This is a genomic window from Compostimonas suwonensis, assembly GCF_002797855.1.
GTDB lineage: Bacteria > Actinomycetota > Actinomycetes > Actinomycetales > Microbacteriaceae > Compostimonas > Compostimonas suwonensis.
This window is the reverse complement of sequence record NZ_PGFB01000004.1, coordinates 452,921-476,773: the sequence shown is the minus strand read 5'-3', so window position 1 is coordinate 476,773 and position 23,853 is coordinate 452,921. Positions and strand designations below refer to the sequence as shown.

Annotated in this window: 19 protein-coding genes; 9 read left to right on the top strand and 10 right to left on the bottom strand. The window is 69.7% G+C overall.

Annotation, left to right across the window (positions count from 1 at the left end; genetic code table 11):
• Positions 1–33 precede the first annotated feature (33 nt).
• Together CLV54_RS13275 and CLV54_RS13270 are read left to right on the top strand one after the other, a co-directional pair.
• The gene (locus tag CLV54_RS13275) at positions 34–456 is read left to right on the top strand and encodes a hypothetical protein (RefSeq protein ID WP_100345439.1); all 423 of its coding nucleotides are present in this window, start codon (positions 34–36) and stop codon (positions 454–456) included.
• A gap of 1 nt (position 457) precedes the next feature.
• Complete coding sequence (locus CLV54_RS13270; protein ID WP_100345438.1) at positions 458–1,924, top strand: glycosyltransferase family 2 protein; 1,467 nt, start codon at positions 458–460, stop codon at positions 1,922–1,924.
• A gap of 37 nt (positions 1,925–1,961) precedes the next feature.
• On the opposite strand, the gene CLV54_RS13265 is transcribed toward CLV54_RS13270, so the two are convergent.
• Positions 1,962–3,317, bottom strand: coding sequence for a glycosyltransferase family 4 protein (locus tag CLV54_RS13265; protein ID WP_245861706.1), 1,356 nt, complete (start codon positions 3,315–3,317; stop codon positions 1,962–1,964).
• 329 nt (positions 3,318–3,646) lie between these two features.
• Here CLV54_RS13265 and CLV54_RS13260 point away from each other — a divergent pair, with 329 nt between their 5' ends.
• A complete protein-coding gene (locus tag CLV54_RS13260; protein WP_100345436.1) occupies positions 3,647–5,248 on the top strand; it encodes a hypothetical protein in 1,602 nt (533 codons plus the stop codon).
• 15 nt (positions 5,249–5,263) lie between these two features.
• Here the strand turns inward: CLV54_RS13260 and CLV54_RS13255 are convergent, their stop codons facing one another.
• Genes CLV54_RS13255 through CLV54_RS13245 form a run of 3 tightly spaced genes read right to left on the bottom strand, consistent with a single transcriptional unit; the run spans position 5,264 to position 8,281 of the window.
• Positions 5,264–6,289: an NAD-dependent epimerase/dehydratase family protein gene (locus CLV54_RS13255; protein ID WP_100345435.1), complete on the bottom strand. Its 1,026-nt coding sequence runs from the start codon at positions 6,287–6,289 to the stop codon at positions 5,264–5,266.
• A 16-nt stretch (positions 6,290–6,305) separates the two neighbouring features.
• Complete coding sequence (locus CLV54_RS13250) at positions 6,306–7,079, bottom strand: glycosyltransferase (protein ID WP_100345434.1); 774 nt, start codon at positions 7,077–7,079, stop codon at positions 6,306–6,308.
• A complete protein-coding gene (locus tag CLV54_RS13245; protein WP_245861704.1) occupies positions 7,076–8,281 on the bottom strand; it encodes a nucleotide sugar dehydrogenase in 1,206 nt (401 codons plus the stop codon). Before CLV54_RS13245 ends, CLV54_RS13250 begins: the two co-directional genes overlap by 4 nt.
• 261 nt (positions 8,282–8,542) lie before the next feature.
• Here CLV54_RS13245 and CLV54_RS13240 point away from each other — a divergent pair, with 261 nt between their 5' ends.
• Entirely contained in the window at positions 8,543–10,168 is a 1,626-nt protein-coding gene (locus CLV54_RS13240; RefSeq protein ID WP_157802967.1) for a DUF2142 domain-containing protein, read from the top strand.
• Here CLV54_RS13240 and CLV54_RS13235 read toward each other — a convergent pair.
• From CLV54_RS13235 to CLV54_RS13225, 3 genes are read right to left on the bottom strand one after another with little or no spacing between them, the layout of a single operon-like run.
• On the bottom strand, positions 10,117–10,551 hold the full coding sequence (locus tag CLV54_RS13235; RefSeq protein ID WP_157802966.1) for a GtrA family protein: 435 nt from the start codon (positions 10,549–10,551) through the stop codon (positions 10,117–10,119). The two genes, CLV54_RS13240 and CLV54_RS13235, sit on opposite strands and share 52 nt — an antisense overlap.
• Complete coding sequence (locus tag CLV54_RS13230) at positions 10,551–10,922, bottom strand: DUF2304 domain-containing protein (protein WP_100345431.1); 372 nt, start codon at positions 10,920–10,922, stop codon at positions 10,551–10,553. The genes CLV54_RS13235 and CLV54_RS13230 overlap by 1 nt, the downstream gene beginning before the upstream one ends.
• A gap of 7 nt (positions 10,923–10,929) precedes the next feature.
• Entirely contained in the window at positions 10,930–11,649 is a 720-nt protein-coding gene (locus CLV54_RS13225) for a glycosyltransferase family 2 protein (RefSeq protein WP_100345430.1), read from the bottom strand.
• Positions 11,650–11,758: 109 nt separating this feature from the next.
• Here CLV54_RS13225 and CLV54_RS13220 point away from each other — a divergent pair, with 109 nt between their 5' ends.
• Together CLV54_RS13220 and CLV54_RS13215 are read left to right on the top strand one after the other, a co-directional pair.
• On the top strand, positions 11,759–14,236 hold the full coding sequence (locus CLV54_RS13220) for a glycosyltransferase (RefSeq protein ID WP_100345429.1): 2,478 nt from the start codon (positions 11,759–11,761) through the stop codon (positions 14,234–14,236).
• 29 nt (positions 14,237–14,265) lie between these two features.
• Complete coding sequence (locus tag CLV54_RS13215; RefSeq protein ID WP_157802965.1) at positions 14,266–16,296, top strand: DUF7657 domain-containing protein; 2,031 nt, start codon at positions 14,266–14,268, stop codon at positions 16,294–16,296.
• 56 nt (positions 16,297–16,352) lie between these two features.
• Here CLV54_RS13215 and CLV54_RS13210 read toward each other — a convergent pair whose 3' ends face one another.
• Positions 16,353–17,237, bottom strand: a complete 885-nt coding sequence (locus tag CLV54_RS13210; protein WP_100345427.1) for a glycosyltransferase family 2 protein — start codon at positions 17,235–17,237, stop codon at positions 16,353–16,355.
• Between the two features lie 127 nt (positions 17,238–17,364).
• On the opposite strand from CLV54_RS13210, the gene CLV54_RS13205 reads away from it, so the two are divergent.
• From CLV54_RS13205 to CLV54_RS13195, 3 genes are read left to right on the top strand one after another with little or no spacing between them, the layout of a single operon-like run.
• Positions 17,365–18,603 (top strand): lipopolysaccharide biosynthesis protein, encoded by a 1,239-nt coding sequence (locus tag CLV54_RS13205; RefSeq protein ID WP_100345426.1) that lies wholly within the window; start codon positions 17,365–17,367, stop codon positions 18,601–18,603.
• A 30-nt stretch (positions 18,604–18,633) separates the two neighbouring features.
• The gene (locus CLV54_RS13200; protein ID WP_245861702.1) at positions 18,634–19,842 is read left to right on the top strand and encodes a glycosyltransferase family 2 protein; all 1,209 of its coding nucleotides are present in this window, start codon (positions 18,634–18,636) and stop codon (positions 19,840–19,842) included.
• Position 19,843: 1 nt separating this feature from the next.
• Positions 19,844–20,875 (top strand): glycosyltransferase family 2 protein, encoded by a 1,032-nt coding sequence (locus CLV54_RS13195; protein WP_100345425.1) that lies wholly within the window; start codon positions 19,844–19,846, stop codon positions 20,873–20,875.
• Positions 20,876–21,106: 231 nt separating this feature from the next.
• On the opposite strand, the gene CLV54_RS13190 is transcribed toward CLV54_RS13195, so the two are convergent.
• Both CLV54_RS13190 and CLV54_RS13185 read right to left on the bottom strand, forming a co-directional pair.
• Positions 21,107–22,402 (bottom strand): lung seven transmembrane receptor family protein, encoded by a 1,296-nt coding sequence (locus tag CLV54_RS13190; RefSeq protein ID WP_245861700.1) that lies wholly within the window; start codon positions 22,400–22,402, stop codon positions 21,107–21,109.
• Between the two features lie 13 nt (positions 22,403–22,415).
• Positions 22,416–23,741 (bottom strand): O-antigen ligase family protein, encoded by a 1,326-nt coding sequence (locus CLV54_RS13185; protein ID WP_100345423.1) that lies wholly within the window; start codon positions 23,739–23,741, stop codon positions 22,416–22,418.
• Between the last annotated feature and the right edge of the window lie 112 nt (positions 23,742–23,853).

The window sequence follows — 23,853 nt, the reverse complement described above, 5'->3', positions numbered from 1 at the left end:
GGCCGCCCGTGGGCTCCCCGGTAAACTCGAACCATGCAGCCCGACAACGCACAGCCGGCGCCCGCAGGAGAACCCGGTTCGGCCGGCCCGGACGACCGGGACCGCTCGTCGTGGGCACCGGTCGACCCGCGTGATCCGTCCGCGGCTCGTCTCACCGAGCTCCTCCACGAGCGGCTCATCCTCCTCGACCGCATCCGCGGCCTGGAGGCGACGCTCGAGACGCAGGAGCAGCGGACCGCCTCCGGGTCGGTCCCCGAGCTCGTGCGCGAGCGCGAGGCCATGCAGGAGGCTCTCGAGGAGGCGGTCGAGCGCGCCCGCGTCGAGCGGAACACCCACGCGCAGGCCGTCGCGGCGGCTCTGGCGACGCAGGCCGAGGAGTTCCACCGCTCGGCGACGTGGCGACTGGGCTCGGCTCTCGTGAAGCCGCTCCGCGCCCTCCGGCTCACGAAGGGCTGACGTGATCCCGCACCCGGCTCTCACCGTCCTCATCGCCTCGCCGGCCGACGACCGCACGGCGATCGCGGCCACGGTCGAGGCCCTCGTGCCCCGGCTCGGTCCCGACGACCTCGTTCTCGCGGCATCCGCCCGAGGCTTCCGCGTCGTGGCCGGCAGCACGGGCGGCCCGGCCGACGGCTCCGAGACGGGCCGGCCGATCACCCCGGAGCCCGGTCGTGCCGTCGTGCTGGTGAACGCGGGGGATCTGCCCGAGCCGGATGCCGTGCCCCGGCTCCGCGAGGGCCTGCGGGCTCATCCGGTGGTCTACGCCGACGAGCGCCTCCCCGACCGCGCCGGGCTGCGGCAGTTCGCACGCAAACCGGACTGGTCGCCCGAGCGCCTCCGCGGCGTCGACTACCTCGACGGCATCTGGGGGTTCCTGCAGCCGGAGACGGCCGGCCACGCCATCGACCCGTCCGATCCCGCCTGGGCCTACGACCTCGCCCTGCGGGTGACGGAGTCCGCTCCGGCCGTCGAGCACCTCGACGAGCCCCTCGTCTATCGGCCGGTCGTGACCGTGCCCGATCCCGAGGCCTGGAACGCCCGCAGGGCCGCTCTGCAGCGGCACCTCGACCGGCTCGGCATCCGCGGCGAGGCGCAGCTGGGCCCTGCTCCCGGTCTCCTCCGCACCGTGAGGGACGCCGAGGGCCTCGGCACGGTCAGCATCGTCATCCCCACGCGGGGCACGGCCGGCACGGTGCACGGGCGCGAGAGTGTGCTCGTCGTCGACGCCGTGCGCTCTGTTCTGCGCACCACCCGGCTGACCGAGCTCGAGTTCGTCGTCGTGTTCGACACGAGCACCCCGCAGGCCGTGCTCGACGAGCTCCGGGAGGTTCTCGCCGAGCGGCTGACCCTCGTCGAGTTCACCGAGCCGTTCAACTTCAGCCGCAAGTGCAACGTCGGGTTCCTCGCGAGCCGGGGCGAGGTCGTCGTGATGCTCAACGACGACATCGAGGTGACCGCGCCGTCGTTCCTCGACGACCTCATCGCCCCGCTGCACCAGAGCGACGTCGGCATGACCGGCGCCTTCCTCGTCTTCGAGGACGAGACCATCCAGCACGCCGGCCACTGGTACAGCGGGCGCAGCCCGCGGCATCCGATGATCGGCGAGCCCGCGGTCACCGACGGGAGCGTCGTCGATCTCGCGATCGACCGTGAGGTCTCGGGGCTGACGGCGGCCTGCGTCGCCGTGCGACGCGAGGTCTACGGCGAGGTCGGCGGGTTCAGCGAGGAGCTTCCGGGCAACTACAACGACGCCGACTTCTCCCGCAAGATCGGCGCCCGCGGCTATCGCCTGGTGTGGGTGCACAGCGCGAAGGCCTACCACTTCGAGTCGAAGACCCGCGACGGCTCGGTGCACGAGTGGGAGCGTGAGCTCCTCGTGCGCCGATGGGGTTCCGCGCTGCGCGATCCGCTCTGGCCGCTGTGACCGGCGGCTCGGCTGCCCGTGCCGCGGTCGAGCGCGGCTAACCTGCTGTCGGGGTTCCTCCGCCGATCTTCTTGCGCAGGTTCTTCGCCGCGCCGAGCAGGCTGCGCAGCGGGGCGGTGATGCGCCAGGAGGCGCTTCCCTCGACCCGGTCGAGCCTGAACTTGTAGTCGGCGAGCTCCTCGGCGCGGGGAGTCCGGAGGCCTCGCACGAGGTCCGGCGCACGATACGGCTCCACGGCGAACTCGACGAGCGGCGCCAGCACCTTCGACCAGGTGAGCTCCTGGGCGAAACGCGCCGAGTTGGCGGCGTAGCGCGGGCCGTCGTCACCGAAGAGCACGTCTTCGAGAGCCTCGACGAGCGCGTCGACGTCTTCCGGCGGAACCGTGCGGCCCAGCCCCTCGTCGCGGATGATCGGCTCGAAGGTGTCGCCGCCCGTCGTGACGATCGGCAGTCCTGCCCAGAGGTAGTCGAGCACCCGTGTCCGGAAGCTGTACGAGGTCTCGAGGTGGTCGAAGTGGGTGCTCACGCCGGCGTCCGCGTCGAGGAGGTAGTTGGCTCGGTCGTCGAACTCGACCCACTCCTCGTTGAAGAAGACCACCCGCCCGACGAGCCCGAGCTCCTCGGCCAGGTTGCGCGCCTGCACCGACATCTTCATGATGGGCACGTCCGGGTTCGGGTGGCTCATGCCCAGGAAGAACAGCCGCACGTTGTCGTTCTTCAGCGACAGCTGGTGCACGGCGTGGATGAGGGTCAGCGGGTCGAACCAGTTGTAGATGCCGCCGCCCCAGAGGATGACCTTGTCGTCCTCCGAGATCCCGTCGATGGCGCCCTTGAGGGCATGCCGGGTCTGCACGGGCGGCTCGTCGGAGACGCCGAAGGGCACGACGGTGAGCAGCGACCTGAGGCTGCTGTCGTGGTCGTAGGTGGCCGGGTTGATCCGGCCGAGCGCGGCCATCTGGCCGAGCCAGAAGTCCCGCTGCTTCTCGGAGGCGCAGAGCAGGAGATCGGCCCGCTCGATCTGGCTGTTGAGTACCTCGGCGGTCATGAGCGTGAAGTTGGAGCGGTCGCTCTCGGAGAGGTAGCGCCCCTGCTCGAGGGTCTCGAGGTGCATGGGGTCGTAGATGTCGGCGACGATGACCACGTCGGTCTCGGCGATCCACGGGTGGTGGTGCAGCAGGTGGCCCTGGAAGACGAGCACGTCGCACCACTCGAGGTCTCGCCGGAGGGCGTCCTCGTCGTCGAAGGCGACCTCGAAGTCGTCCGCCTGGAGGTCTGCCCGAGCGGTCGAGACCAGCTTGACGTCGGCGACCTGGGAGACGGCCAGCGCGATGTTCCACGCGCGGATGGCGGGGCCCGCCATCTTGGCGCCCAGGGAATCGCCGGTGGCGACCACAACCCGAGTCCTCCGCGGACTCGACGTGTTCGTTGCACCGGTCATCGTTCGTGCCCCCTTGTGTCGACAGCTTCGCCGGAGGGTCGGATGCCGCTCCGTCAAACGTTAGAGGTTACCATCGGCACATCTTGGAGGACCCTGAGTGCCTCGTGCGACGGCGTCGCACTCGCGACATCGCGAGGTCGCGCTGACGCGGAAAGCGTCGGAGGGCTGCGAAGATGTCTACGACCGCTAGCCGTTCGCGCGTCGGGCCCCCGCCTGCGCCGGTACCCAGAGTGAGGTGAACGATGTCGCCGACCGCGACACCCGCGCCCCCCGAGATCCCTACGATGAGAAGCCTTCACCTCTCGCCCTGGTGGTGGGGCATCCATGCCGCCACGATCCTCGTGGCCGCTCTCGTCTTCGTGCGCGTGGGGGGCAGCCAGTGGTTCTATTACGACGAGTGGGACTTCCTCGTCGAACGGCAGGAGTGGGACCTGCTGACCCCTCACAACGGTCACCTCAGCTTCGCGCCCGCTCTCATCACGACGCTCATCAAGCTCGTCGTCGGGCTGCACTCCTACTGGCCGTTCCTCGCGGTCACGATCGTCGTGCACCTGGCTCTCGTGCACGTGCTGTGGCGGCTGATGGTCCGCCTGGGCGCGCAGCCGCTCATCGCGATCCTGGTGGCCTTCACCCTCGCCGTCCTCGGCGCGGGTGCGGAGAACACGCTGTGGGCGTTCCAGACGGGGTTCATCGCGCCGCTGCTCACCGGCATCCTGGCCCTGTTCGTGGTCTTCCGCGCCTCGCTGCGGAAACGCGACGTCGCCGCGGTCGCGCTCCTGCTGCTGCTCGGCCTGTCGTTCGCCAGCACGGGCATCCCCATGGTCGTCGGGGTCGTCGTCTTCCTCCTCGTGCGGCATGGCTGGCGCAAGGCGCTCGTGGTTGCCGCCGCGGTCGGCGTCGTCTACGGCACCTGGTTCCTGCTGTTCAACACGGGCAGCCAGGCGGCCAACGGCTACAAGGCCTCGAACGCCACCGATTTCCTCGTGGGGATGTCGCAGTTCGTGTCGCACGGATTCATCGACAGCCTGGCCGCCGTCGTGCCCTTCGAGCAGCTCGCGGGCGCGCTTCTGGTGCTGTTCTGCGTGTGGATGGTCGTGAGCGTGTCGCGCGGAGGGCTCAGACGCGTATCGCCCGCCCACTACCTGACGCTGGCCGCTCTGGTCTTCGCCGCGCTCACCGCGTACACGCGGGTTCAGCTCGGTGTCGGGAGCGCGTCGTCGGGCCGCTACGTCTACGTCTACTTCGCCCTTCTGGCACCCGCGGCGGCGCTCTGCCTGACCGCTCTGATCCGCCGCAGCCGGATCGCCCTGGGTGCCGTCGCCGCCCTCCTCGCGGTCGTCGCGGTGTACAACGTCGGCATGCTCAACATCAACGCCAACACCCAGGCCGCCGTCGAGCAGTTCACCAAGGAGGCGATGTCGGCCGCCGTCGACCTGGACGACGGCACGGCCGAGGCGGGGCAGGTGCATCCGATGCCCGTCATCGCCCCGCCGCTGACCCTCGACGACATCCGCGCCTTCGTCGCGCGCGGCGAGTTCACCCCCGGTGAGGTGAGCGAGCCGGTCATGCTGAGCACCGAGATCAACATGGAGCTGAAGGCGCTGCCCGTCGACCCGGGAGGGGCCGCGCCGACCGTGTGCGCGCCCGCCGACGGCCAGGGCTTCCTGGTCCTGGACCGTGCGGAGGAGGGCGGAGCGATCGTCTGGGCGTCGGCCGACCTCCGTGCGGATGTGCGCGCAGTCGACGACGGGATCACCTCGAACTTCACGGTTCTGCGCCTGTCGAAGGGTTTCAACGAGATCGACGGCGTCGACGCCGCGGACATCGCGTTGCGTGCGCAGGACGGCGCCGCGCTGTGCGTGCCCGCGGCGCCGTCCGGTGAGTGAGTCGCGCTCGGGACCTTAGATCGTGCCCTCGGCGACGGCGTTCTCGATCCACGGGATGACCTCGTCGAGCATGTCCTCGAGCTTGGTCGTCGCCTCGAAGCCCAGGACCTCCTTGGCCTTCGACACGTCGGGCACGCGCTTCTGCACGTCGTGCTCGAAGCCGGGGTCGCTCACGAGGTTGAGCGGTACATCCGGGCCCTTGATCTTGCGCCAGATGACCTCGGCCAGCTGCTCGACGGTGTGACCGTCGGCGGTCGAGATGTTGAAGTCGTTGTTGAGCGCGGCGGGGTGATCGAGGCTCAGCACGATGCCGCGGGCGAGGTCGCCGCCGTAGGTGTAGTGGCGCACCTGGTCGCCCGCGCCGAGGATGTGCAGGGGGTCCTGGCCCTTGAGCACCTTCTGCACGAGGTCGGGAACGACGTGGCTCATCGCGAGCCGCACGTTGCCCGAGTTGATCTCGACGTCGCCGAGCGCGCGGGACTCGCCGATGCCGACGCAGTTGAAGGGGCGCAGGATCGTGTACGGCAGCTTGTACTGGTCCCAGGCGGCGCGGGCGAAGTACTCGACCGCGAGCTTCTGGAAGCCGTAGGACGAGAGGGGCGGCGGCACGAGACGCTCGTCGCCCTCCTTGCTCGGCCAGCGGTCGGTCGACTCGAAGACCATCGACGACGACATGTAGGTGACCTTCTCGAGGCGGCCGTTCTTGTGGGCCTCGATGGCGGCGTCCACGGAGGAGGCGATGATGCGCTCGTTCTTCGCGAGCAGATCGTAGGCGTAGGTGTGGAAGTAGGAGATGCCGCCGATGAGGGCGGCGCCCGCGATGAAGTGGTCGACATCGGCGAGGAGCTTGACCATGAGCTCGGTGTCCTGCACGTCGCCCACGACCAGCTCGTAGTTCGGGTCGTCGTCGTACGACTTCTTGACGGGGCCGTACTTGGAGTAGTTGTCGACTCCGACGACCTGATAGCCCTGGGCGAGCAGCTCTTCGACGATGTAGCCGCCGATGAACCCGGCCGAGCCGGTGACGAGAACTTTCTTCATGTTTTATGCCTGTCTTCTAATCGCGAGCTGTCGAGGGGAGGGATGTCTGTGCGCCTGAGGTGCGGGAACGGAGCTGTTCCACGGTGAGAGGGGGTCCGAAGGCGAATCGATACCACCGTAGGTACTTCGGGATCCACAGTGACAGTTTGAAGTTGGATTGGCCAAATTGCCGGTCGAGCCAGATCGTGGGGATCTCGGCGACGGGCCGGCGCAGGCGGCGCGCCTTGGCGGTCAGCTCCAGGCCGATCTCGAAGCCGTCGCGGCTGTCTATCCCGACCTCTTTGACGAAGGCGGCGTCGTAGGCCTTGAAGGAGTTGGTCGCGTCGCGGGTGCCCGCGTTCGTGAAGATGTTGAGCGACACCCCCGCCGTGCGCGACAGGAAGTTCTTGAACCGGGGGCCGCCGACCTGCTGGCCGCCGGGCATGTAGCGGGAGGCCGCCGCGACGACGACGCCGCGCTCCACGAGACGCACGAGATCGTCGATCTGACGGGGGTCGTCGCAACCGTCGGCCATCGTGACGACGACGGTGCGCGCGGAGGCCGTGTCGATGCCGAACCGGATCGCCTGCGCGGGCCCGCGGCCGTAGCTGTTGATGACGATCCGCACCCGGGGGTGCTCGGCCGCATAGCTCTCGACCACGGGAACGGTCGTGTCGTCGGGGGCGTCGACGACGACGAGCACCTCGGCGTCGAGCTTGACCGCCTCCATGATGCGATCGAGCCCGGGCACGATGTCGTCGCCCTCGTTGTAGGCGGGGATGATGATCGAGACGCGTGGAGCCGAGCTCAAACGACGACCCCGTTCCCGAGGAGGTTCCACACATCGGCGACCGGCAGCTCGGTCTTCAGATCGCGGTACTCGGGGTGCGGTGTCGCGATGATCAGCAGGTCGGCCTTGGCGAGCACGGCATCGAGGGGCAGCAGGGTGTCGTCGGTCTCCTCGGAGACGTACGGGTCGGTTCCGAGCACCGCGCGCGCCTTGAACTTGAGCACGCGGCGCAGCTTGTACGACAGGCTCGATCGGATGTCGTCGGAGCCGGCTTTGAACGACATCCCCAGGATCCCGACGGTGAGCGACGAGAGGTCGTAGCGCTTCTCGAGCTGGCTGACGACGTAGAGGGGGAGCCCCTCGTTGACGAGCATGGCCGAGTGGCCGAGGTTGAAGGTGTTGTCGCTGAACGCGGCGAGCTGCATCGTGTCTTTGAAGAGGCAGGGGCCCGCGGCGAAGCCCGCTCCCGGCAGGTCTTGCGCGCGGGGATAGTTGTGGGTGAGGCCCGCGCGGATCTTCTCGAAGTCGAGACCCCGGTTGTTGGCCATCATGTAGAACTGGTTGGCCGCGGCGAACTTGATGTACCGCCAGGTGTTGGTGAAGAGCTTCGCCAGCTCGGCCTCTTCCGGCTCCAGCTCGACGATCTCGTCGGTGAGGGTGCCGAAGAGCCGCGCCGCCCGCTGCCGTCCCGCCTCCGACCGCGACGAGACGATCTGGGGCAGGGTGAAGAGCTCCTCCATCGCCTTGTGCTCCGCGATGCGCTCCGGGCAGAAGGCGACGTCGGCCGAGACGCCGAGGTCGGCGACCATCTTCTCGACGAGCGCGGTGACCCCGGGATAGACCGTGCTGCGGAGCACGATGAGCTGCCCGTCGCGGAAGTAGTCGCTGCACTGCGCGAGGGCCTCCGGGATCGCGGAGGGATCGGGGTTGAGGTGCTCGTCGACGGGCGTGCCGATGACGACGACGACATTCGACGCCGTCGCGACGACGGCCGCGTCGGTGGACGCCGTGAGACGTCCCTCGGCGAGCGCCTTGCGCAGCACGGGCTCCGCGCCGGGCTCCGAGAAGGGGACGGTGCCCGCGTTGATGAGGTCGACGGCCTTCTGGCTGATGTCGTAGACGACGACGGTCGAGCCTCGGTCGGCCAGGGCGATCGCCAGAGGGAGCCCGACGTGCCCGCCGCCTCCGATCACGACGACATCATTGCTGAAGGTGGAGCTCACAGGACAACCTCGCTCAATCTCTTCGATGCCTCTCGTAGCAGAGTGCATGACGTATCCGGTACATCGATCGTATTCGGCCGGACACGGCGGCATCGACACGCACTTCATAGGAACCGGGGCGGAGGAGTCCAGCCCGCGTTGCTAGGATCGTACAGCTTATTGTCGGTGGCCGAGGGAACGGATGTCTGTGATACGAGGCGATTGCGCCGACGTCCTCGGCGGCCGCGCGTCGGTCGCGGCATCCGGCGATCGGATGCGCGGGTGAGAGCTGTCGTCGCAGCGGTGACGGCGTTCGCGCTCGGCTCTCGATGGCGTGTCTTCGCCTCGACTCTCGTCGTCACCTTCCTGCTCGGCTCGCTGTGGGCGCTGGCGACTCCGATCTCGGGCGGTCCCGACGAATCCGGGCACGTCATGAAGGCCGCAGCCTCCGCCCGTGGCCAGTGGGTCGGCGAGGACACGGGGAAACCCGGTCTCGAGCGCTTCCTGCTGCCGGCGGATGTCGCCGACGTCGGCGGCGAGATCACCTGCTTCGCCTTCGACTCCAACCGCACGGCGGCGTGCGCGCCCTCCCTCGACGACAAGCCCGACACCCTCACCTGGGTCGAATCGGGGGCCGGCTCCTACAACCCGGTGTACTACGTGGCCGTCGGCTGGCCGACCCTGTTCCTGCACGGCGAGGTCGCCGTCTTCGCGATGCGCGCCCTCACCGCCCTCATCACCGCGTTCTTCCTCGCCTGCGTCGCCTTCGCGATCTCGCTGCTCCCGGTGGCCAACCGCTGGTTCCCGCTCGCCGCGTTCTCGGTGGCGGCGACGCCGATGGTCTTCTTCCTCGGGGGCATCGTCAACCCGAACGGCGCCGAGGTCTCCGGAACCGCGGCCTTCGTCGCGCTCCTCTGGGTAGCGCTCTCGACGGGCGTCCCGCTTCGTGCCCATCGTGAGACCGTCGTGCTGGCCGCGATCGCGCTCGTCGTGGTCGCGAACCTCCGGGCGACGTCGCCCCTGTACCTCGCCATCGCGGGCGCTCTCGTCGCCTTCGCCCACGGCTGGGGGCCTCTCAAGAGCTTCTTCTCACGACGATGGACGACGGTCGTCGTCGTGATCGCGCTCGTCGGGGCCGTGGGCGGCGTGGTCTGGACCCTCACGATCGGCGCCAACGCCGGGTTCATCCCCTCCTCCGGGATCGAGCGAGATGGCCGGCTCGTCGCCTTCCTGCACACCCTGGACTCGACGCCCGCCTACCTGCAGCAGGCGATCGCCGTGTTCGGCTGGCTCGACACGAGGATGCCCGACTACATCTATCTGCTCTGGGCGCTGCTCATGGGCGGCATCGCCTTCGTGTCGCTGGGCTTCAGCCGCTCGGTGCGAACCGTCGTCGCGACCGCGGCGGCGTGCGTCGTCTACGTCGCCCTGCCCGCGGTCATCCAGGCACCCACCGTTGCCACGGTCGGCTACATCTGGCAGGGCCGGTACTCGCTTCCGCTGCTCGTGATGGCGCTGCTCATCGCCGGCCTCGGCCTGACGGCCTCCGGCAGGGACGACTTCGGCACCCGCGGGCGCCGCTTCCTCGTCTTCATCGTCTCGACGGCGGTGGTCGTGCAGGTGGTCTCGTTCCTCCTCGCGCTCAAACGCTATGTGGCGGGGCAGGACTCCTCGTTGGAGCAGCTGTTCGCCGAGGGAACCTGGTCGCCACCGGTCGCCTGGGGTCTGCTCGTCGTCGCGTTCGCTCTGGTGTTCGTGGTCTTCGGCGCCCTGCTGGTCGCCCTCGCCCGTCGCCGTTACCCGAGCGAAGCGGTTCTCGCGGGCGAGACGAGCGGCCCGGATGCCGCGGAGCCCCGTTACGCGGGCGGCGTGGAGAGATCGGCGCGGGGCGCCCGGAACACCCAGTAGCGGTAGGCGAAGTAGTTCCACACGGTCGTCACGATCGTCGCGACGACCTTGCCGCCGCCCCAGCCCAGGACCGTGGAGTCGATCAGGGCCACGATCAGCACCGTCGCCCCCGTGTTGAAGGCCAGGAGCACCAGATACTTGACGAGGGTGCTCACGTGCTGACCGCGTGATCCGAACGAGAACGACTTCTGCAGGCTGTAGTTGAAGACGAAGCTCAGCAGGAAGGACGTTCCCGTGGCCAGCCACAGCGGCCAGCCGAAGACCTCGTGCAGGAGCGCCAGGATCCCGACGTCGAGGGCGAAGCTCGCGCCGCCGATGAGCAGGTAGCGGAAGGCGCTGTGGTCGACGATCCGCGCGATGGCCCCGCGAGGCTGATCCGCCATCATCGCCCGTCTGCGTCGTCGAGGCGGCGGGTGACCTCGTCGAGCCGCTGCTCGATGAGCGCCGTGTGCTCGGCGAGGACCCGGGTCTTGTCTTCGAGCTTCGTCAGCTCGGCGCTGTGCTGCACGGAGACGATGAAGAGGATGACGATGCTCACGAAGAAGGCGAGGTTCGCGGGAACCTCGATCCCGAGGGCGGATGCCACGAACTCGAGCACCGACGGGAAGATGGCGATGACGAGCGACAGCACGGCGGCCAGCAGCCACCAGAAGGCGTGCCGCTCGCGGAATCGCTTCCGGCGCATCATCTCGATGACGGCGGCGAGGGCGATGAGCGCCGCGACGATGCCGAAGGCGTAGGAGACGGGGTTCACGGGGCTCCTAGGATTTCGTCGACACCGGGGTGCGCCAGAGGGCGATCGTGAGCGCCATGGCCGCGCGCCCCAGGTAGATCGCGGACTTGAACGGGTTGTGCGAGGGCACCCCGCCGGCTCGGGGACGCATGGCGACGGGAACCTGCGTGACGGTGCATCCGCCGCGCGACGCGAGCACGAGGGCCTCGATCGTGTCGCCCAGGTACTCGGCCGGGTAGTTGCGCGCGAAGAGCCTCACGGCCCGCGGGCCCATGGCCTTGAAGCCGGAGGTCACGTCGGTGAGGGGCGCCCGCGTGATGCGGCTGAGGATCGACGCGAGCAGGCGCATGGCCCAGCGGCGGGGGCCTCGCACCTCGTAGTCGCCCTCGCCGGCGAATCGCGCGCCGATGACGATGTCGACGGAGTCGAGGCCCGCGAGCAGCTGCGGGATGCTCGCCGGATCGTGCTGGCCGTCGGCGTCGAGCTGGATGACGTTCTGATATCCGTTCTCGAGCGCGTAGAGGAAGCCGAGGCGCATGGCGCCGCCTACCCCGAGGTTGAAGGGGAGGGCGAGGACGAGGGCGCCCGCGTCGCGGGCCACCTGCACGGTGCTGTCGATCGACCCGTCGCTCACCACGAGGCAGTGCGCACCGGGATGAGAGGCGAACACCTCGGCGATGACGGGGCCGAGAGCCTCCTCCTCATTGAACGCGGGCATGACAATCAGGGTGTGATCGAGTGCCGGCATGGGCACGATTGTACCCGCTCGACATGCGGCCGGGTCGGGGGCGATTCCGCGGGGCGCACACCCCGGTCGGGTAGGATCGGACGATTCTTGTCGGTGGCCTGAGGGGCGGATGTCTGTGATTCGAAGCGGGTTGGTCTCGGTCGTGCTCGTGAACTTTCGGGGCACCTCCGACACCCTGCAGGCGATCGAGACGCTGCGCACGATCGACTGGCCTCTCGAGCGGCTCGAGATCGTCGTGGTCGAGAACGGCTCGGGCGACGACAGCGCCGAGCGCCTGCGCGCCGGGGCACCGGACGTCAAGCTCGTGGTCTCGAAGCAGAACCACGGCTTCGCCGGCGGCTGCAACCTCGGCGTGAAGCAGAGCAGCGGCGAGTACATCGCCTTCCTCAACAACGACGCGAAGCCGGATGCCGGCTGGATCCGCGAGGCCGTGCGCCGCTTCGAGGAGTCGGCGTCGATCGGTGCCGTGGCCTCGAAGGTGCTCGACTGGGACGGCGAGCTCGTGGACTACGTGGGCTCGGCGATGACCTGGTTCGGCCAGGGGTACAAGCCCTCCACCGCGCAGCCGCAGCCCCACGACGCCGACGTCGCCCGCGACGTGCTCTTCGGCACGGGCTCGGCCATGTTCGTGCGCCGCTCCGTCTTCGACGAGCTCGGCGGCTTCGACGAGCGCTACTTCATGTTCTTCGAAGACGTCGACCTCGGCTGGCGGCTCAACCTCCGTGGCTGGCGGTACGTCTACGAGCCGGCCTCGCTGGCCTTCCACAAGCACCACGCCTCGATGTCGTCGTACGGCTCGTTCAAAGAGACCTACCTGCTCGAGCGCAACGCCCTCTTCACCCAGTACAAGAACCTCGGCGACGAGGCCCTCGCGGCGACGCTCCCCGCGACCCTCGCGCTCGCGGTGCGGCGCTCGGTGGCGAAGGGCGAGCTCGACTCCCAGTCGTTCGACCTCCGCCGGCCCGGGGGAGACGCCGAGGAGACCGTCGAGGTCGCGAAGTCGACCATGGCCGGTGTGTACGCGATCGACCAGTTCGTCGAGCAGCTGCGCTCCCTCACCGAGTCGCGGGCGGCCGTGCAGGCGAGCAGGGTCGTGACCGACGCGAAGATCTGGCAGCTCTTCGGCGAGACCGACGCGCCGTCGTTCGACGACGAGACCTACCTCGACGGCTACGTGAACGTCGTCGAGGCGTTCGGCGTGACCCGCGCCCCCGATCTGACGAAGGTGCTCATCATCACGGGCGACCCGATCGGGGCGAAGATGGCCGGCCCCGCCATCCGCTCGTGGAACATGGCGCAGGCGCTCGCCGCCGACAACGCCGTGACGCTCGTGACGATGACCGGCGCCGAGCCGATCGACGCCCCCTTCGACATCGTTCACGTGAAGCCGGGCGACGACCGCGCGATGGGCCGGCTCGAGAAGTGGGCCGACGTCATCGTCTTCCAGGGGCTCGCGATGGCCCTCTTCGACTCCCTGCGCACGACGAGGAAGATCGTCGTCGCCGACGTGTACGACCCCATGCACCTCGAGCAGCTCGAGCAGGCCCGTGAGCTGCCGGCCGCGACCTGGAGCAAGCAGGTCACCGACGCGACCGAGGTGCTCAACGAGCAGCTCGCGCGCGGCGACTTCTTCCTCTGCGCCTCGGAGCGCCAGCGGCACTTCTACCTGGGCCAGCTGGCGGCGCTCGGGCGGGTCAACACCGCGAATTACGCCGACGACCCCGATCTGACCGGTCTCATCAGCGTGGTGCCCTTCGGCCTCGACAGCGCCCCGCCGAGCCACGCCCGCGACGTGCTCAAAGGAGTGCTGCCCGGCATCGGCGCCGACGACAAGGTGCTGCTGTGGAGCGGCGGGCTGTACAACTGGTTCGACCCGAAGACCCTCATCCGCGCGGTCGCCGGGCTGCAGGCGAGCCACGGCGACGTCAGGCTCTTCTTCCAAGGCACCAAGCACCCGCATCCGGGTGTGCCCGAGATGGCGATCGTGGCCGAGTCCCGCGAGCTGGCCCGTGAGCTGGGAGTGCTCGACTCGGCGGTGTTCTTCAACTCCTCGTGGGTCGACTACACCGATCGCGCCAACTACCTGACCGAGGCGGATGCCGGTGTCAGCACCCATTACGCCCACATCGAGACGACCTTCTCGTTCCGCACCCGCATCCTCGACTACCTGTGGGCCGAGCTGCCCATGGTGGTGACCGAGGGCGACCACTTCGCCGATCTCGTCGAGAAGGAGGAGCTCGGCGTCGTCGTCCCCGCGCAGGATGTCGACGCCCTCGTCGCGGCGCTCGACCGGGTGCTCTTCGACACGCGGTTCATCGCGAAGGCGAAGAGGAACATCCGCAGGGTGCGCCAGGACTACTACTGGCAGAACGTGCTCGCGCCGCTCGTCGACTTCGTCGCGAACGCCCGCCCGGCCCACGACCGCCTCGGCGTCGCCGGGAGTGCTCCGGTGAGCCGCAGGCCGGGGGTCTCCCGCAAGCGCCACGGCCTGCGACACGACCTCGGGCTCGTCGTGCACTACCTCAACAACGGCGGCCCGCGCGTGCTCATCCACAAGGTCAGACGCCGGCTGTCCCGGCGCCGCTGAATGGTGCCGGTGACCGGGGAGCTCACGCGATGACGGGGCTCCGGCAGCGAATGAGCCGTCTCGCGGATGCCGCGGGGCGGCGCTACATCCTCTGGACCACGCCGACGGCGAACGGCCTGCCGAACGCCGTTGTGCTCGCGGCGTTCCCCGTGCTGCTGCTCATCGTGGTCGTGCCGCTCATCGCTGTCGGCATCAACGGCTGGTCGACGGGCTGGATGCACCAGTTCATCGACACGGGCGCCGACCCGAACCTGCTCGCGGGGCATCCGCAGGTCACCCGCACCGACGAGTGGAACGTGCAGTCGGTCTGGGCGATCGCGCAGGTGCAGCAGGGCCTGCCCCTCACCAACGGAACCTTCCCGGGCGGCATGGACACGACCCTGCCGCAGGATCTGCCGCGCAACGACATCACGACCTTCTTCCGCCCCCACCTGTGGGGCTTCAGCCTCCTGCCGCTCGACATGGCCTTCGCCTGGAAGTGGTGGATCCCCGCCCTCCTCCTCATGGCGAGCGTCTACTGCTTCGTCGTCACGGTGCTTCCCCGCCGGCCGATCGCCGCGGCCGCGCTCGCCGTGGGCTTCTACTTCAGCCCGCTGATCCAGTGGTGGTATCTGGCGACCACGATCTTCCCGTTGGTCTGGGGATTCGTGGCGCTGACCGCGGTGCTCTGGGCGCTCAAGACGCCTCGGAGGCTCGGCAGCTGGCTCTGGGCGCTCGCTCTCGCGTACCTGACGGTCGTCATGGCGATGGGTATCTACGTGCCCTTCATCATCCCCGTCGTGATCGTCGTGGTCTTCGCGGTCGTGGGAGCGATCCTGCAGGCGCACGGGCGGGGCATGCGGATCGGCACACTCGCCGTGCGGGCGATCCCCACGGTGAGCGGGCTCGTCGTCGGCGCCCTCGTGACCGTCGGCTGGCTCGTCGCGAAGGCCCCCGTGGTCGACGCCTTCCTGAACACCGCATACCCCGGCGATCGGCTCGCCTCGACCGGGCAGGGCGATCTGCACTTCCTCGCGGCATCCATCGCGTCGTCGTTCTCGGAGGCGCTCAACACCCAGGGCTGGGGGCTGCTCGGCCCCAACGCCTCGGAGGCCTCCACCTTCTTCTTCGTGGGCGCGTTCCTGATCCCCGTCGTCGTGTGGGCCGCGATCCGTCTGAAGCGCAGCGAGAAGCGCCTGCCCTGGATGCTGCTGCTCACAGTGGCCGCGATCGCGCTCTTCCTCGCCTACGTGTTCGTCCCCGGCTGGGACGGCCTCTCCAGGCTCTTCCTGCTCGATCGCACGACCGTGGGCCGCCTGCGGATGGGGATCGGCTTCGCCTCCTTCGTGATCGCGGTCGTGCTGGCCGGCACGCTCTCGGCGCGGAGGCTCCGCGCGCCGCACTGGCTGGCGGGGGCGACGGCGGGGGTCTTCCTGCTCTCGCAGCTCGTGATCGCCTTCGTCGCCTTCCGCACCCAGCCGCAGCTGCTCGCGGCCGTGCCGCTGTGGTGGCTCTGGGCGCTGCTCTCGGCGCTGTGCATCTATTTCTTCGCCCGCGCGCGCGTCTCCCTCGCCGTCGCCTGCTTCCTCATCGTGTGCGTGGCCGCGACGGCGGGCACCAACCCCGTCTACCGCGGGGTCGTCGACCTGCGCGAGACGCCGCTGAGCCAGTCGATCATCGAGCTCGACGAGGCGGCGCCGGGCACCTGGGTGGGCGTGGGCAGCGGCATGACGACCGACTTCCTGCTCGAGTCGGGCGTCGAGGCGTTCAACGGCTTCCAGGGGGCGCCCTCCGAGCAGATGTGGTCGGCGATCGATCCCGACGGCGACGAGGAGTTCGAGTGGAACCGCCTCGCCGGCGTGAGCTGGGTCGCGGGGCCCGGCGAGCCGGAGATCAGCAATCCGGCCCCCGACCAGATCGTCGCGAACTTCGACGGATGCTCCGAGTTCGCGGCGGGCAACGTCGACTACGTGCTGAGCGACGCGCCCGACCTCGACACGAGCTGCCTCACCGAGCTCGGCCGGTTCACGTTGCCCATGTCGACCATGACCGTCTACGAGGTCGTCGGCGCGCAGCGCTGAGCCACGCGGTCGCCGAGTGCCGGGGCCGGGGATTGGGTGAGCGCTGAGCCGAGCGCTCAGGCGCCGAAGGCGTGCCGCAGCAGTCCGCGCATCGCCCGGCCGTTGCCGCTGCGGATCGCGACCGGCAGGCGGGTCAGCGCGTTGACGCGCGACGAGAGGTGAACGCGGGCGACCCGGGCCGCCGTCGTCCAGCCGTGCTCGCGGAAACGGGCGGCCTCGGCGACGAAGAACTCGCGCTCCTCGACGAAACGGCTGCCGTCGGAGGCCCGCCACGACGAGACGCTCGAGGCGTGCCTCCGGTACTCGAAGACGAGCTCGTCGTCGAGCACGAGCGAGCCGCCGCGCAGGGCCAGGTCGATGGCGAGAGCGAGGTCTTGCACGATCTGGAAGCGGGGACGGAAGCCGACGCTCTGCAGGGGCTCCCGGCGCCAGGCGATCGCGGGGAAGTTCATCCAGTTGCCGCGCGTGATGCTCACCGCGAGGCGCTGCCCCGACAGCACGAGGGTTCCGCGGAACCGGGGCCGGTACCAGCCCTTGACCCGGTCGACGAGGGGCAGCGACACCACGCCGGCCTCGTCGATCACACGGGTTCCCGGGTGGATGAAGGCCGCGTCCGGATGCCGCTCGGCCAACGCCTTCACCCGGGCGACGTAGCCCGGCAGCATGATGTCGTCGCAACCGAAGATCGTCACCCACTCCTCGGTCGCGGCATCCACGGAGGCCTGGAAGTTGGCGTTGATGCCGAGGTTCTCGGGGTTGCGGCGATAGCTCACCCGGGGGTCGCCCAGGGCGGTCGCCCAGCGCTGCGGCTCGGGGTCGGGGTAGGCGTCGTCGATGATGAGCAGCCGCCAGTCGGGGTCGGACTGCGCGAGCACGCTCTCGACCGCGAGCCGGAAGTGGTCGACGCGGCCGTAGAACGGCATGACGATCTGCACGGTCATGATCGTCGCCGTCCTCTCGGTGTCGTCGGATGTCGGGTGCCGCGGGTGGCGCCGCGTGCTGTCGTGGTCTCGGACGAGCGTACTATCCCGGCGGCCCGTGCCGGCCGCGTGCGGGTACCATGAACCGGTGTCCCGTAGCTCGCTCGTCTCGCAGGCTGCGCTGTCGACGGCGGGCGTTCTCGTGCAGGGCCTCGCGCGTTTCGCCTACACGGTGCTCATCGGCCGCTTCCTCGGCGCCTCCGAGCTCGCGCACGTCTCGGCCTGGCTCGCTCTCGCGCTCATCCTCTCGCTGCTCTGGCCGACGGGCGCCGCGAACGCGGCCTCGCACTTCCTCGCCCACTCGCGCGCCTCGGGTCACACGCCGCAGCACGTCCTGAGCCTCATCGCCCGCTCCTTCTGGCTCTCGAGCCTCGGCATGGTCGTGATCGGCGTTCCCATCGCCTGCCTCTGGCTCGGGGCATCCCTGCTCGACGGCCTCTTCGTCGCACTGCTGATCGTCGCCTACTCGGGCTACATCCTCACCCGCGGCATCGAGATGGGGCTCGGCCGGGTCGCCCGCGTGGCGTGGTGGGACATCATCTCCTCGCTCGTGACGATGACGCTGCTCATCGTCGTGCTCGTCTCGGGGGCATCGACGCTCCTGCTGCTGCCGATCACGATCGGCTACGCGGTCTTCGGGGTGCAGACCTGGATCACCGCGAGCCGCGGCCACCAGCACCTCGACCAGGCGGTGCTCGTGCCCCCGCGCGAGGTGTACCGCCTGGCCGGCTGGAACTCGCTCGGCCTGCTCGCCTCCAACGGGCTCATCCAGCTCGCGATGGTCTTCGTCTTCATCGTCGAGACCCCCGATCAGGCGGGCCAGTTCGCCGCCGCGATGTCGCTCGCGACCCCCGCCTCGATGCTCGCCCAGGCGATCAGCCAGGTGCTCATCCCGCGCTTCTCCGAGTGGAACGTCGAGGATGCCGTCTCCTCGCGGCACCGCTTCCGGATGGTGCTGCTCGCGGTGACGGGCCTGCTCACCGTGGCCTTCGGCGTCGTGTGGGCGCTCAGCGACTGGATCGTGCTGCTCTTCTTCGGCCCGGACTTCGCCCCCGCGAGCCCGCTCCTGCGGCTGCTGCTCGGAGGGGTCTACGTCTTCTCGATCGGCCTCATCGCCTCCTCGTACCTCATCACGACGGGGCGCACCGCGCAGGCCACCGTCGCGAGCCTGCTCGGCTTCGCGGTCGGCATCCTGGTCATGCTCGCCGGCCTGCTCTGGTGGCCCGGCTCTCTCGCGGCCTGCTACGGGGTCCTCGCCGGCTACGTCGTCGGCGCCGCGCTGACCGTCGTGCTCTCCCTGCGCGCGAAACGGGCGCCCCGACCGTGATCGGCGGCGATCGTTGGGTACCATGTGTTGTTGCCCGCAGCCGCGCACGGGCAGCAGAACTGGAGCACCGTGACCCGAAGCGATGAGATCGAGCTGTCCATTGTCATGCCCTGTCTCAACGAGGCCGAGACTCTGGCGATCTGCATCGACAAGGCCCAGGGCTACCTCGACCGCTCCGGCGTCGTCGGCGAGATCGTGATCGCCGACAACGGCAGCACCGACGGATCGCAGCAGATCGCGATCGCGCACGGCGCCCGGGTCGTCGACGTCGAGAGCAAGGGCTACGGCAACGCGCTGATGGGCGGCATCACGGCATCCCGCGGCACCTACGTCATCATGGGCGACGCCGACGACAGCTACGACTTCAGCACCCTCGACCCCTTCGTCGAGCGTCTGCGCGCCGGCGACGACCTCGTGATGGGCAATCGCTTCCGCGGCGGGATCGAGCCCGGCGCCATGCCGCCGCTGCACAAGTACCTCGGAAACCCGGTGCTCTCCTGGATCGGCCGGGTGCTCTTCCGCTCGCCCATCAAGGACTTCCACTGCGGCCTGCGCGGTTTCCGCCGCCAGTCGATGCTCGATCTGCACCTGCAGGCCACGGGCATGGAGTTCGCGAGCGAGATGGTGGTCAAGTCGACGCTCGGCGGCGCGAAGGTCAGCGAGGTGCCGACCACGCTCAAAAAAGACGGGCGCTCCCGGCCGCCGCACCTGCGCAGCTGGCGCGACGGCTGGCGCCACCTGCGCTTCCTGCTGATCTTCAGCCCGCGCTGGCTCTTCCTCATCCCCGGCGCCGTCGCCTTCGTGATCGGCCTGCTCGGCACGCTTCTCATCACCTTCGGCCCGCTCGTCTTCGGCGACATCGGCCTCGACATCTCGAGCCAGGTCTATCTCGCCGCGCTCACCGTCGTGGGCTACCAGGCGGTGATCTTCGCGATCCTCACCAAGATCTACGCGCAGCACGAGGGCTTCCAGATCCCGCGGGGGCGCAACTTCGACCGCCTGCAGAAACGGATCAGCCTCGAGAGCGGGGCGGTCGTCGGGCTCCTCGTCTTCCTCGTGGGCCTCGTGATCGGCATCGTGCAGTTCGCCTCGTGGGCGGGCTCGGGTTTCGGCCCGCAGGACGCGGCGGCGACGATGCGCCTCGCGACACCCGCCTCGCTGCTGATGATCCTCGGCGCGCAGACCATCATGGCGGGGCTCTTCCTCGGCGTGCTCTCCGTGGGCGTCAAGCGGCGCTGAGATGACCGGCCCCGGCTCAGGCGCCTCCGTCGCGGTCTCTGTGGCGCTGTGCACGCACAACGGCGCGCGGTTCGTGGGGGAGCAGCTGCGGAGCATCCTCGGCCAGACCCTGCCGCCGAGCGAGATCGTCGTGAGCGACGACGCCTCGAGCGACGGCACCCTCGACGTCGTGCGCGCGGTGCTCGCCGAGTTCGCGCAGACGGATGCCGCGACATCCGTCGCCGTGACGATCCTCGAGAACGAGCGGCCGCTCGGCGTCACGAAGAACTTCGAGCGCGCGGTGCGGGCCACCTCGGGGCAGCTCGTGGCCCTGAGCGACCAGGACGACGTCTGGCGCGACGACAAGCTCGCCCGCGTGCGGCAGCTCTTCGACGACGACCCGGGCCTGCTGCTGCTCGGCACCGACGCGCGCCTCGTCGACGAGGCCGGGCGGCCCCTCGGCCTCACGGTCTTCGAGGGCCTCTACCTGAGCGGCGAGGAGCTCTCGGCGCTGCGCGGCGACGCCGACACGGGCGGTGAGGATGCCGCGAGAGCGCTCGTGCGCCGCAACCTGCTCACGGGCGCCACCGTCGTCTTCCGGCGCACCCTGCTCGAGACGGCGCTGCCCTTCCCGGCGGAATGGGTGCACGACGAGTGGCTCGCGATGATGGCCGCGCTGCTCGGCGGGGTGCGAATCGTGGAGGAGCCGCTCATCGACTACCGGCAGCACGGCGCCAACCAGATCGGCGTGCGTGCGCCCACCTTCGCCTACCGGGTGCGCAGGATGCTCGAGCCCCGCGGCGACAGGAACCGCAAGCTCGCCGTGCGCTCGCGCGTCCTCCTCGAGCGCACCCGAGAGCGGCGCGACGTGCCCGCCCCGCTGCACGAGCTGCTCGCCCGCAAGGCCGAGTTCGAGGCCGTCAGGGCCGAGCTGCCGGCGAACCGGCTCGCCCGCGTGCCCGCGGTGCTGAGACTCTTCCGCACGGGCGACTACGGCCGGCTCGCGAGCCAGGGCAGCGGCGACGTGCTGCGTGACCTCCTGCAGCCGGCCTGAGCGCCGCCTGCCTGCTCTGCGGCATCGGCCGCCCGGCTCTCGCCGCCTGGCTCTCGTCGCCCGGCTCTCGCCCCCCGGCTAGGGTGCCTGCCTCCCTGCTGAGGTGCCCCTCCCCGTCTGCAGGAGATCGTGGGTGCGGAGGGGGATCGACCGGTGTTTTCCTGCGCTGGCCTGAGCGACTTCCTGCATGTGGCACCGAACACCACGATTGAGCCTGTTCGCAGACGTGCCCTATCGCCCGGCCGCGTAGCGCAGACGCCAGCTCATGCCCTGCGCCGCCTTGACCGTGCACACGACCAGCAGCAGCCAGCCGGCATCCACGAGGATCGAGCTCTCGCCGAGCGAGGTCACGAGCAGCCCCACGAGAACGAGGGCGGGCCACACGTAGACGGCGCTGCGCTTGTTCGAGGCGAGCAGCCAGGAGCGGCCGAAGGCGAGCAGCACGAGCACGAGGAAGAGCAGCAGTCCGACGAGGCCCAGCTGCAGATAGACGTCGAGGAAGCCGTTGAGCCCCGTCGCATGGCTGCGGCCCGTCGAGAAGTCGATCCCGACGAAGGGCGGCACGTTGCGGCGCCACAGCCCCGCCCAGCCCCAGCCTTCGAGGGGGTTGAGCGCGGCGGTATCCGTCATCCGCATCCAGAGCTCGTAGCGCACCTCGAACTCGCTGCCGGCGTTGAGCAGCGACACGATGCGGGTGCGGGCCAGCACGGTCACGACCGCGACGACGAAGGCGGCGCCGAGCAGCCCCAGCTGCCAGTAGCGCCGGTGCTCGGCGGGGGCTCGGCGCAGGAGGTAGAGGGCGAGCGTCGCGACGCCCACGATCACGAGCGAGGCGATCGAGACGGGGGAGCGGGTGAGCAGCAGGCAGAGCGCCGCGCCCGCCACCGAGGGGATCGCGACGATCCGCAGCACCGAGCGGGTGCGCCACTCGACGAGGAACGTCACGAGCGCGATGAGCGAGACGAGGCCGAGCTGGTTGCGGGTTCCGAAGATGCCCTGGATGGGGCCGCCGGAGTCGAGGTCGCCGAGGATGCCGAGAAAACGGATCGGCAGGTCGATGAGCAGCCCCGAGAGCACCTCGAGGGCGAGGGAGACGCCCAGCAGCACCCGCAGCACGTCGCCGACCGAGCGCACGATCTGGATGGTGTCGCGCACGAGCGCGATGTACACCCCGAGGAAGGCGAACGCGACCTGATAGAGCACGCTCGCGACCGTGGTCCACTGGTAGTCGCTCCAGAAGACCGAGAGAGCGCACCAGCCCACGAAGACGAGCAGTGAGATCGGCAGCAGGCCGTGCCACTCGATGCTCTCCCAGCGGGCGAGGAAGGAGGCGACGGCGAGCACGACGAGGGCGGAGAGGATGCCGATGAGCCCCGCCCAGCCGACGGTTCTCGTGAGCGCGTGCGTCGCGAACGCCGTGCCCACGATCGTGAGGGTGAGCGCCGACGCGAACCGCGCGGACTCGAAGAAATGCATGACAGCCGCCGCCGTCTGATTCCTGGGGGCCTTGCGTTCGGGAATGCTCATCGTGCCGTCAAGGCTAGTCGTACGCCTCGTCGCGCCACTGCTGGCGCTTCGTCGTGACGGCGACGATCACGAGGATCGTCCAGCCGTATTCGATCAGGATCCTGCTCTCGGCGAAGCTCTGCGCGATGAGGGCCACGAGCAGCAGGTAGGGCAGCAGGCTCGTGACGGCGAACGGCGCGGGCGCGCTCCCGGCGAGGTGGGGGCGGTCGACGGCCTGGAACCAGCTGCGCCAGAGCGCCGTGCCCACGAGGCCCGCGAAGGCGATGAGGCCGAGGATGCCCAGCTGCATCCAGACGTCGAGCCAGGCGTTGTGGGCCTGCAGATAGACGACCCCCTTGCGCACCGCGAGGTCGTCGAACGGCTCGACCCAGGGCGCCCAATAGCTCACCCACCCCCAGCCGGCGACGGGCCGCTGCAGCGCGAGATCGGTGACCGCCGACCAGATGTCGAGCCGGCCGGTGAGGTCGTCGCTCTTGCCGAAGAGCGAGAGGATGCCGCCCCAGGCGAGCCACACGCCGGCGACACCGGCCGCGGCCACGGCTGCCGCGCTGAGGTACAGCGGGCGGCGCCTCGTCGGCTCGATCCGGCGGGCCCAGAGCGCCGCGAGCAGCGCCACCGCGGTGACGAGCAGCGCGACGACGACGGTCGAGGAGCGGGTGAGCAGGAGCACGGCGACCGCGACGGCGATCCACACGATCGTGGGGACCCGCCGTGTGACCTTCGACAGCAGCTGCACGACGAAGACGAGGAGGGCGAGGAGGGCCAGGAAGCCGAGGATGTTGCGGTTGCCGACGATGCCCTGGATGGGACCGCCGTGGAAGAGCGCGCCCTGCGTCCAGTAGAAGGCGTCGGGGACCGTGCCCGTGCCGTAGTCGGACCAGAACGGCAGCACCGGCTGCCGCACGAAGATCGCGACCACGAGCTCGAAGAGAAGGGAGAGCCCGAGAACCCACCGCAGCGCCGAGCCGAGAGCGCTCACGAGCTGCCGCCAGCCGAGGCAGAGGGCGAGGAAGAGCGCGGTGACGGTCGTCGCCAGCTGCAGTCCGACGCCGAGCGCCGACGCGCCGGGGTAGAACGACCAGGCGATCGAGAGCACCGCGAGGGCGAGGAAGACGAGCAGCCAGCGCGGGAGCCCCCGCCACGACGCGGCCGTCACGACCCGGTGCGGGCCGCGGGAGCAGGCCACGAGCCAGAGCGCGGAGCCGGCGAGCACGACGGCCGCGACCACCCCGTAGCCCCACCAGCCGATCGAGTTGCGCCAGGCGTCGCCCGCGAAGAGCGTGAACAGGGCGAAGGCGGCGAAGGCGCGCATCGTGGTGCGGGTGCGGCCGGGGTTCATACGCACAAGGGTATCGGCAGGCGGGGTCGCGGGGAGAGGCGCGCCATCCGCTCGCTCGAGTTGCGGCATCCTCCCCTCCGCTTGCGGCATCCTCCGCTCCACTTGCGCCATA

Bases quoted from the DNA above. Each gene is read 5' to 3' on its own strand.
- CLV54_RS13190 (WP_245861700.1), bottom strand. From the start codon at position 22,402: ATGAGCATTCCCGAACGCAAGGCCCCCAGGAATCAGACGGCGGCGGCT.
- CLV54_RS13225 (WP_100345430.1), bottom strand. From the start codon at position 11,649: ATGCCGGCACTCGATCACACCCTGATTGTCATGCCCGCGTTCAATGAG.
- CLV54_RS13195 (WP_100345425.1), top strand. From the start codon at position 19,844: ATGACCGGCCCCGGCTCAGGCGCCTCCGTCGCGGTCTCTGTGGCGCTG.
- CLV54_RS13235 (WP_157802966.1), bottom strand. From the start codon at position 10,551: ATGGCGGATCAGCCTCGCGGGGCCATCGCGCGGATCGTCGACCACAGC.
- CLV54_RS13210 (WP_100345427.1), bottom strand. From the start codon at position 17,237: ATGACCGTGCAGATCGTCATGCCGTTCTACGGCCGCGTCGACCACTTC.
- CLV54_RS13215 (WP_157802965.1), top strand. From the start codon at position 14,266: ATGACGGGGCTCCGGCAGCGAATGAGCCGTCTCGCGGATGCCGCGGGG.
- CLV54_RS13220 (WP_100345429.1), top strand. From the start codon at position 11,759: ATGTCTGTGATTCGAAGCGGGTTGGTCTCGGTCGTGCTCGTGAACTTT.
- CLV54_RS13185 (WP_100345423.1), bottom strand. From the start codon at position 23,741: ATGAACCCCGGCCGCACCCGCACCACGATGCGCGCCTTCGCCGCCTTC.
- CLV54_RS13275 (WP_100345439.1), top strand. From the start codon at position 34: ATGCAGCCCGACAACGCACAGCCGGCGCCCGCAGGAGAACCCGGTTCG.
- CLV54_RS13255 (WP_100345435.1), bottom strand. From the start codon at position 6,289: ATGAAGAAAGTTCTCGTCACCGGCTCGGCCGGGTTCATCGGCGGCTAC.
- CLV54_RS13260 (WP_100345436.1), top strand. From the start codon at position 3,647: ATGAGAAGCCTTCACCTCTCGCCCTGGTGGTGGGGCATCCATGCCGCC.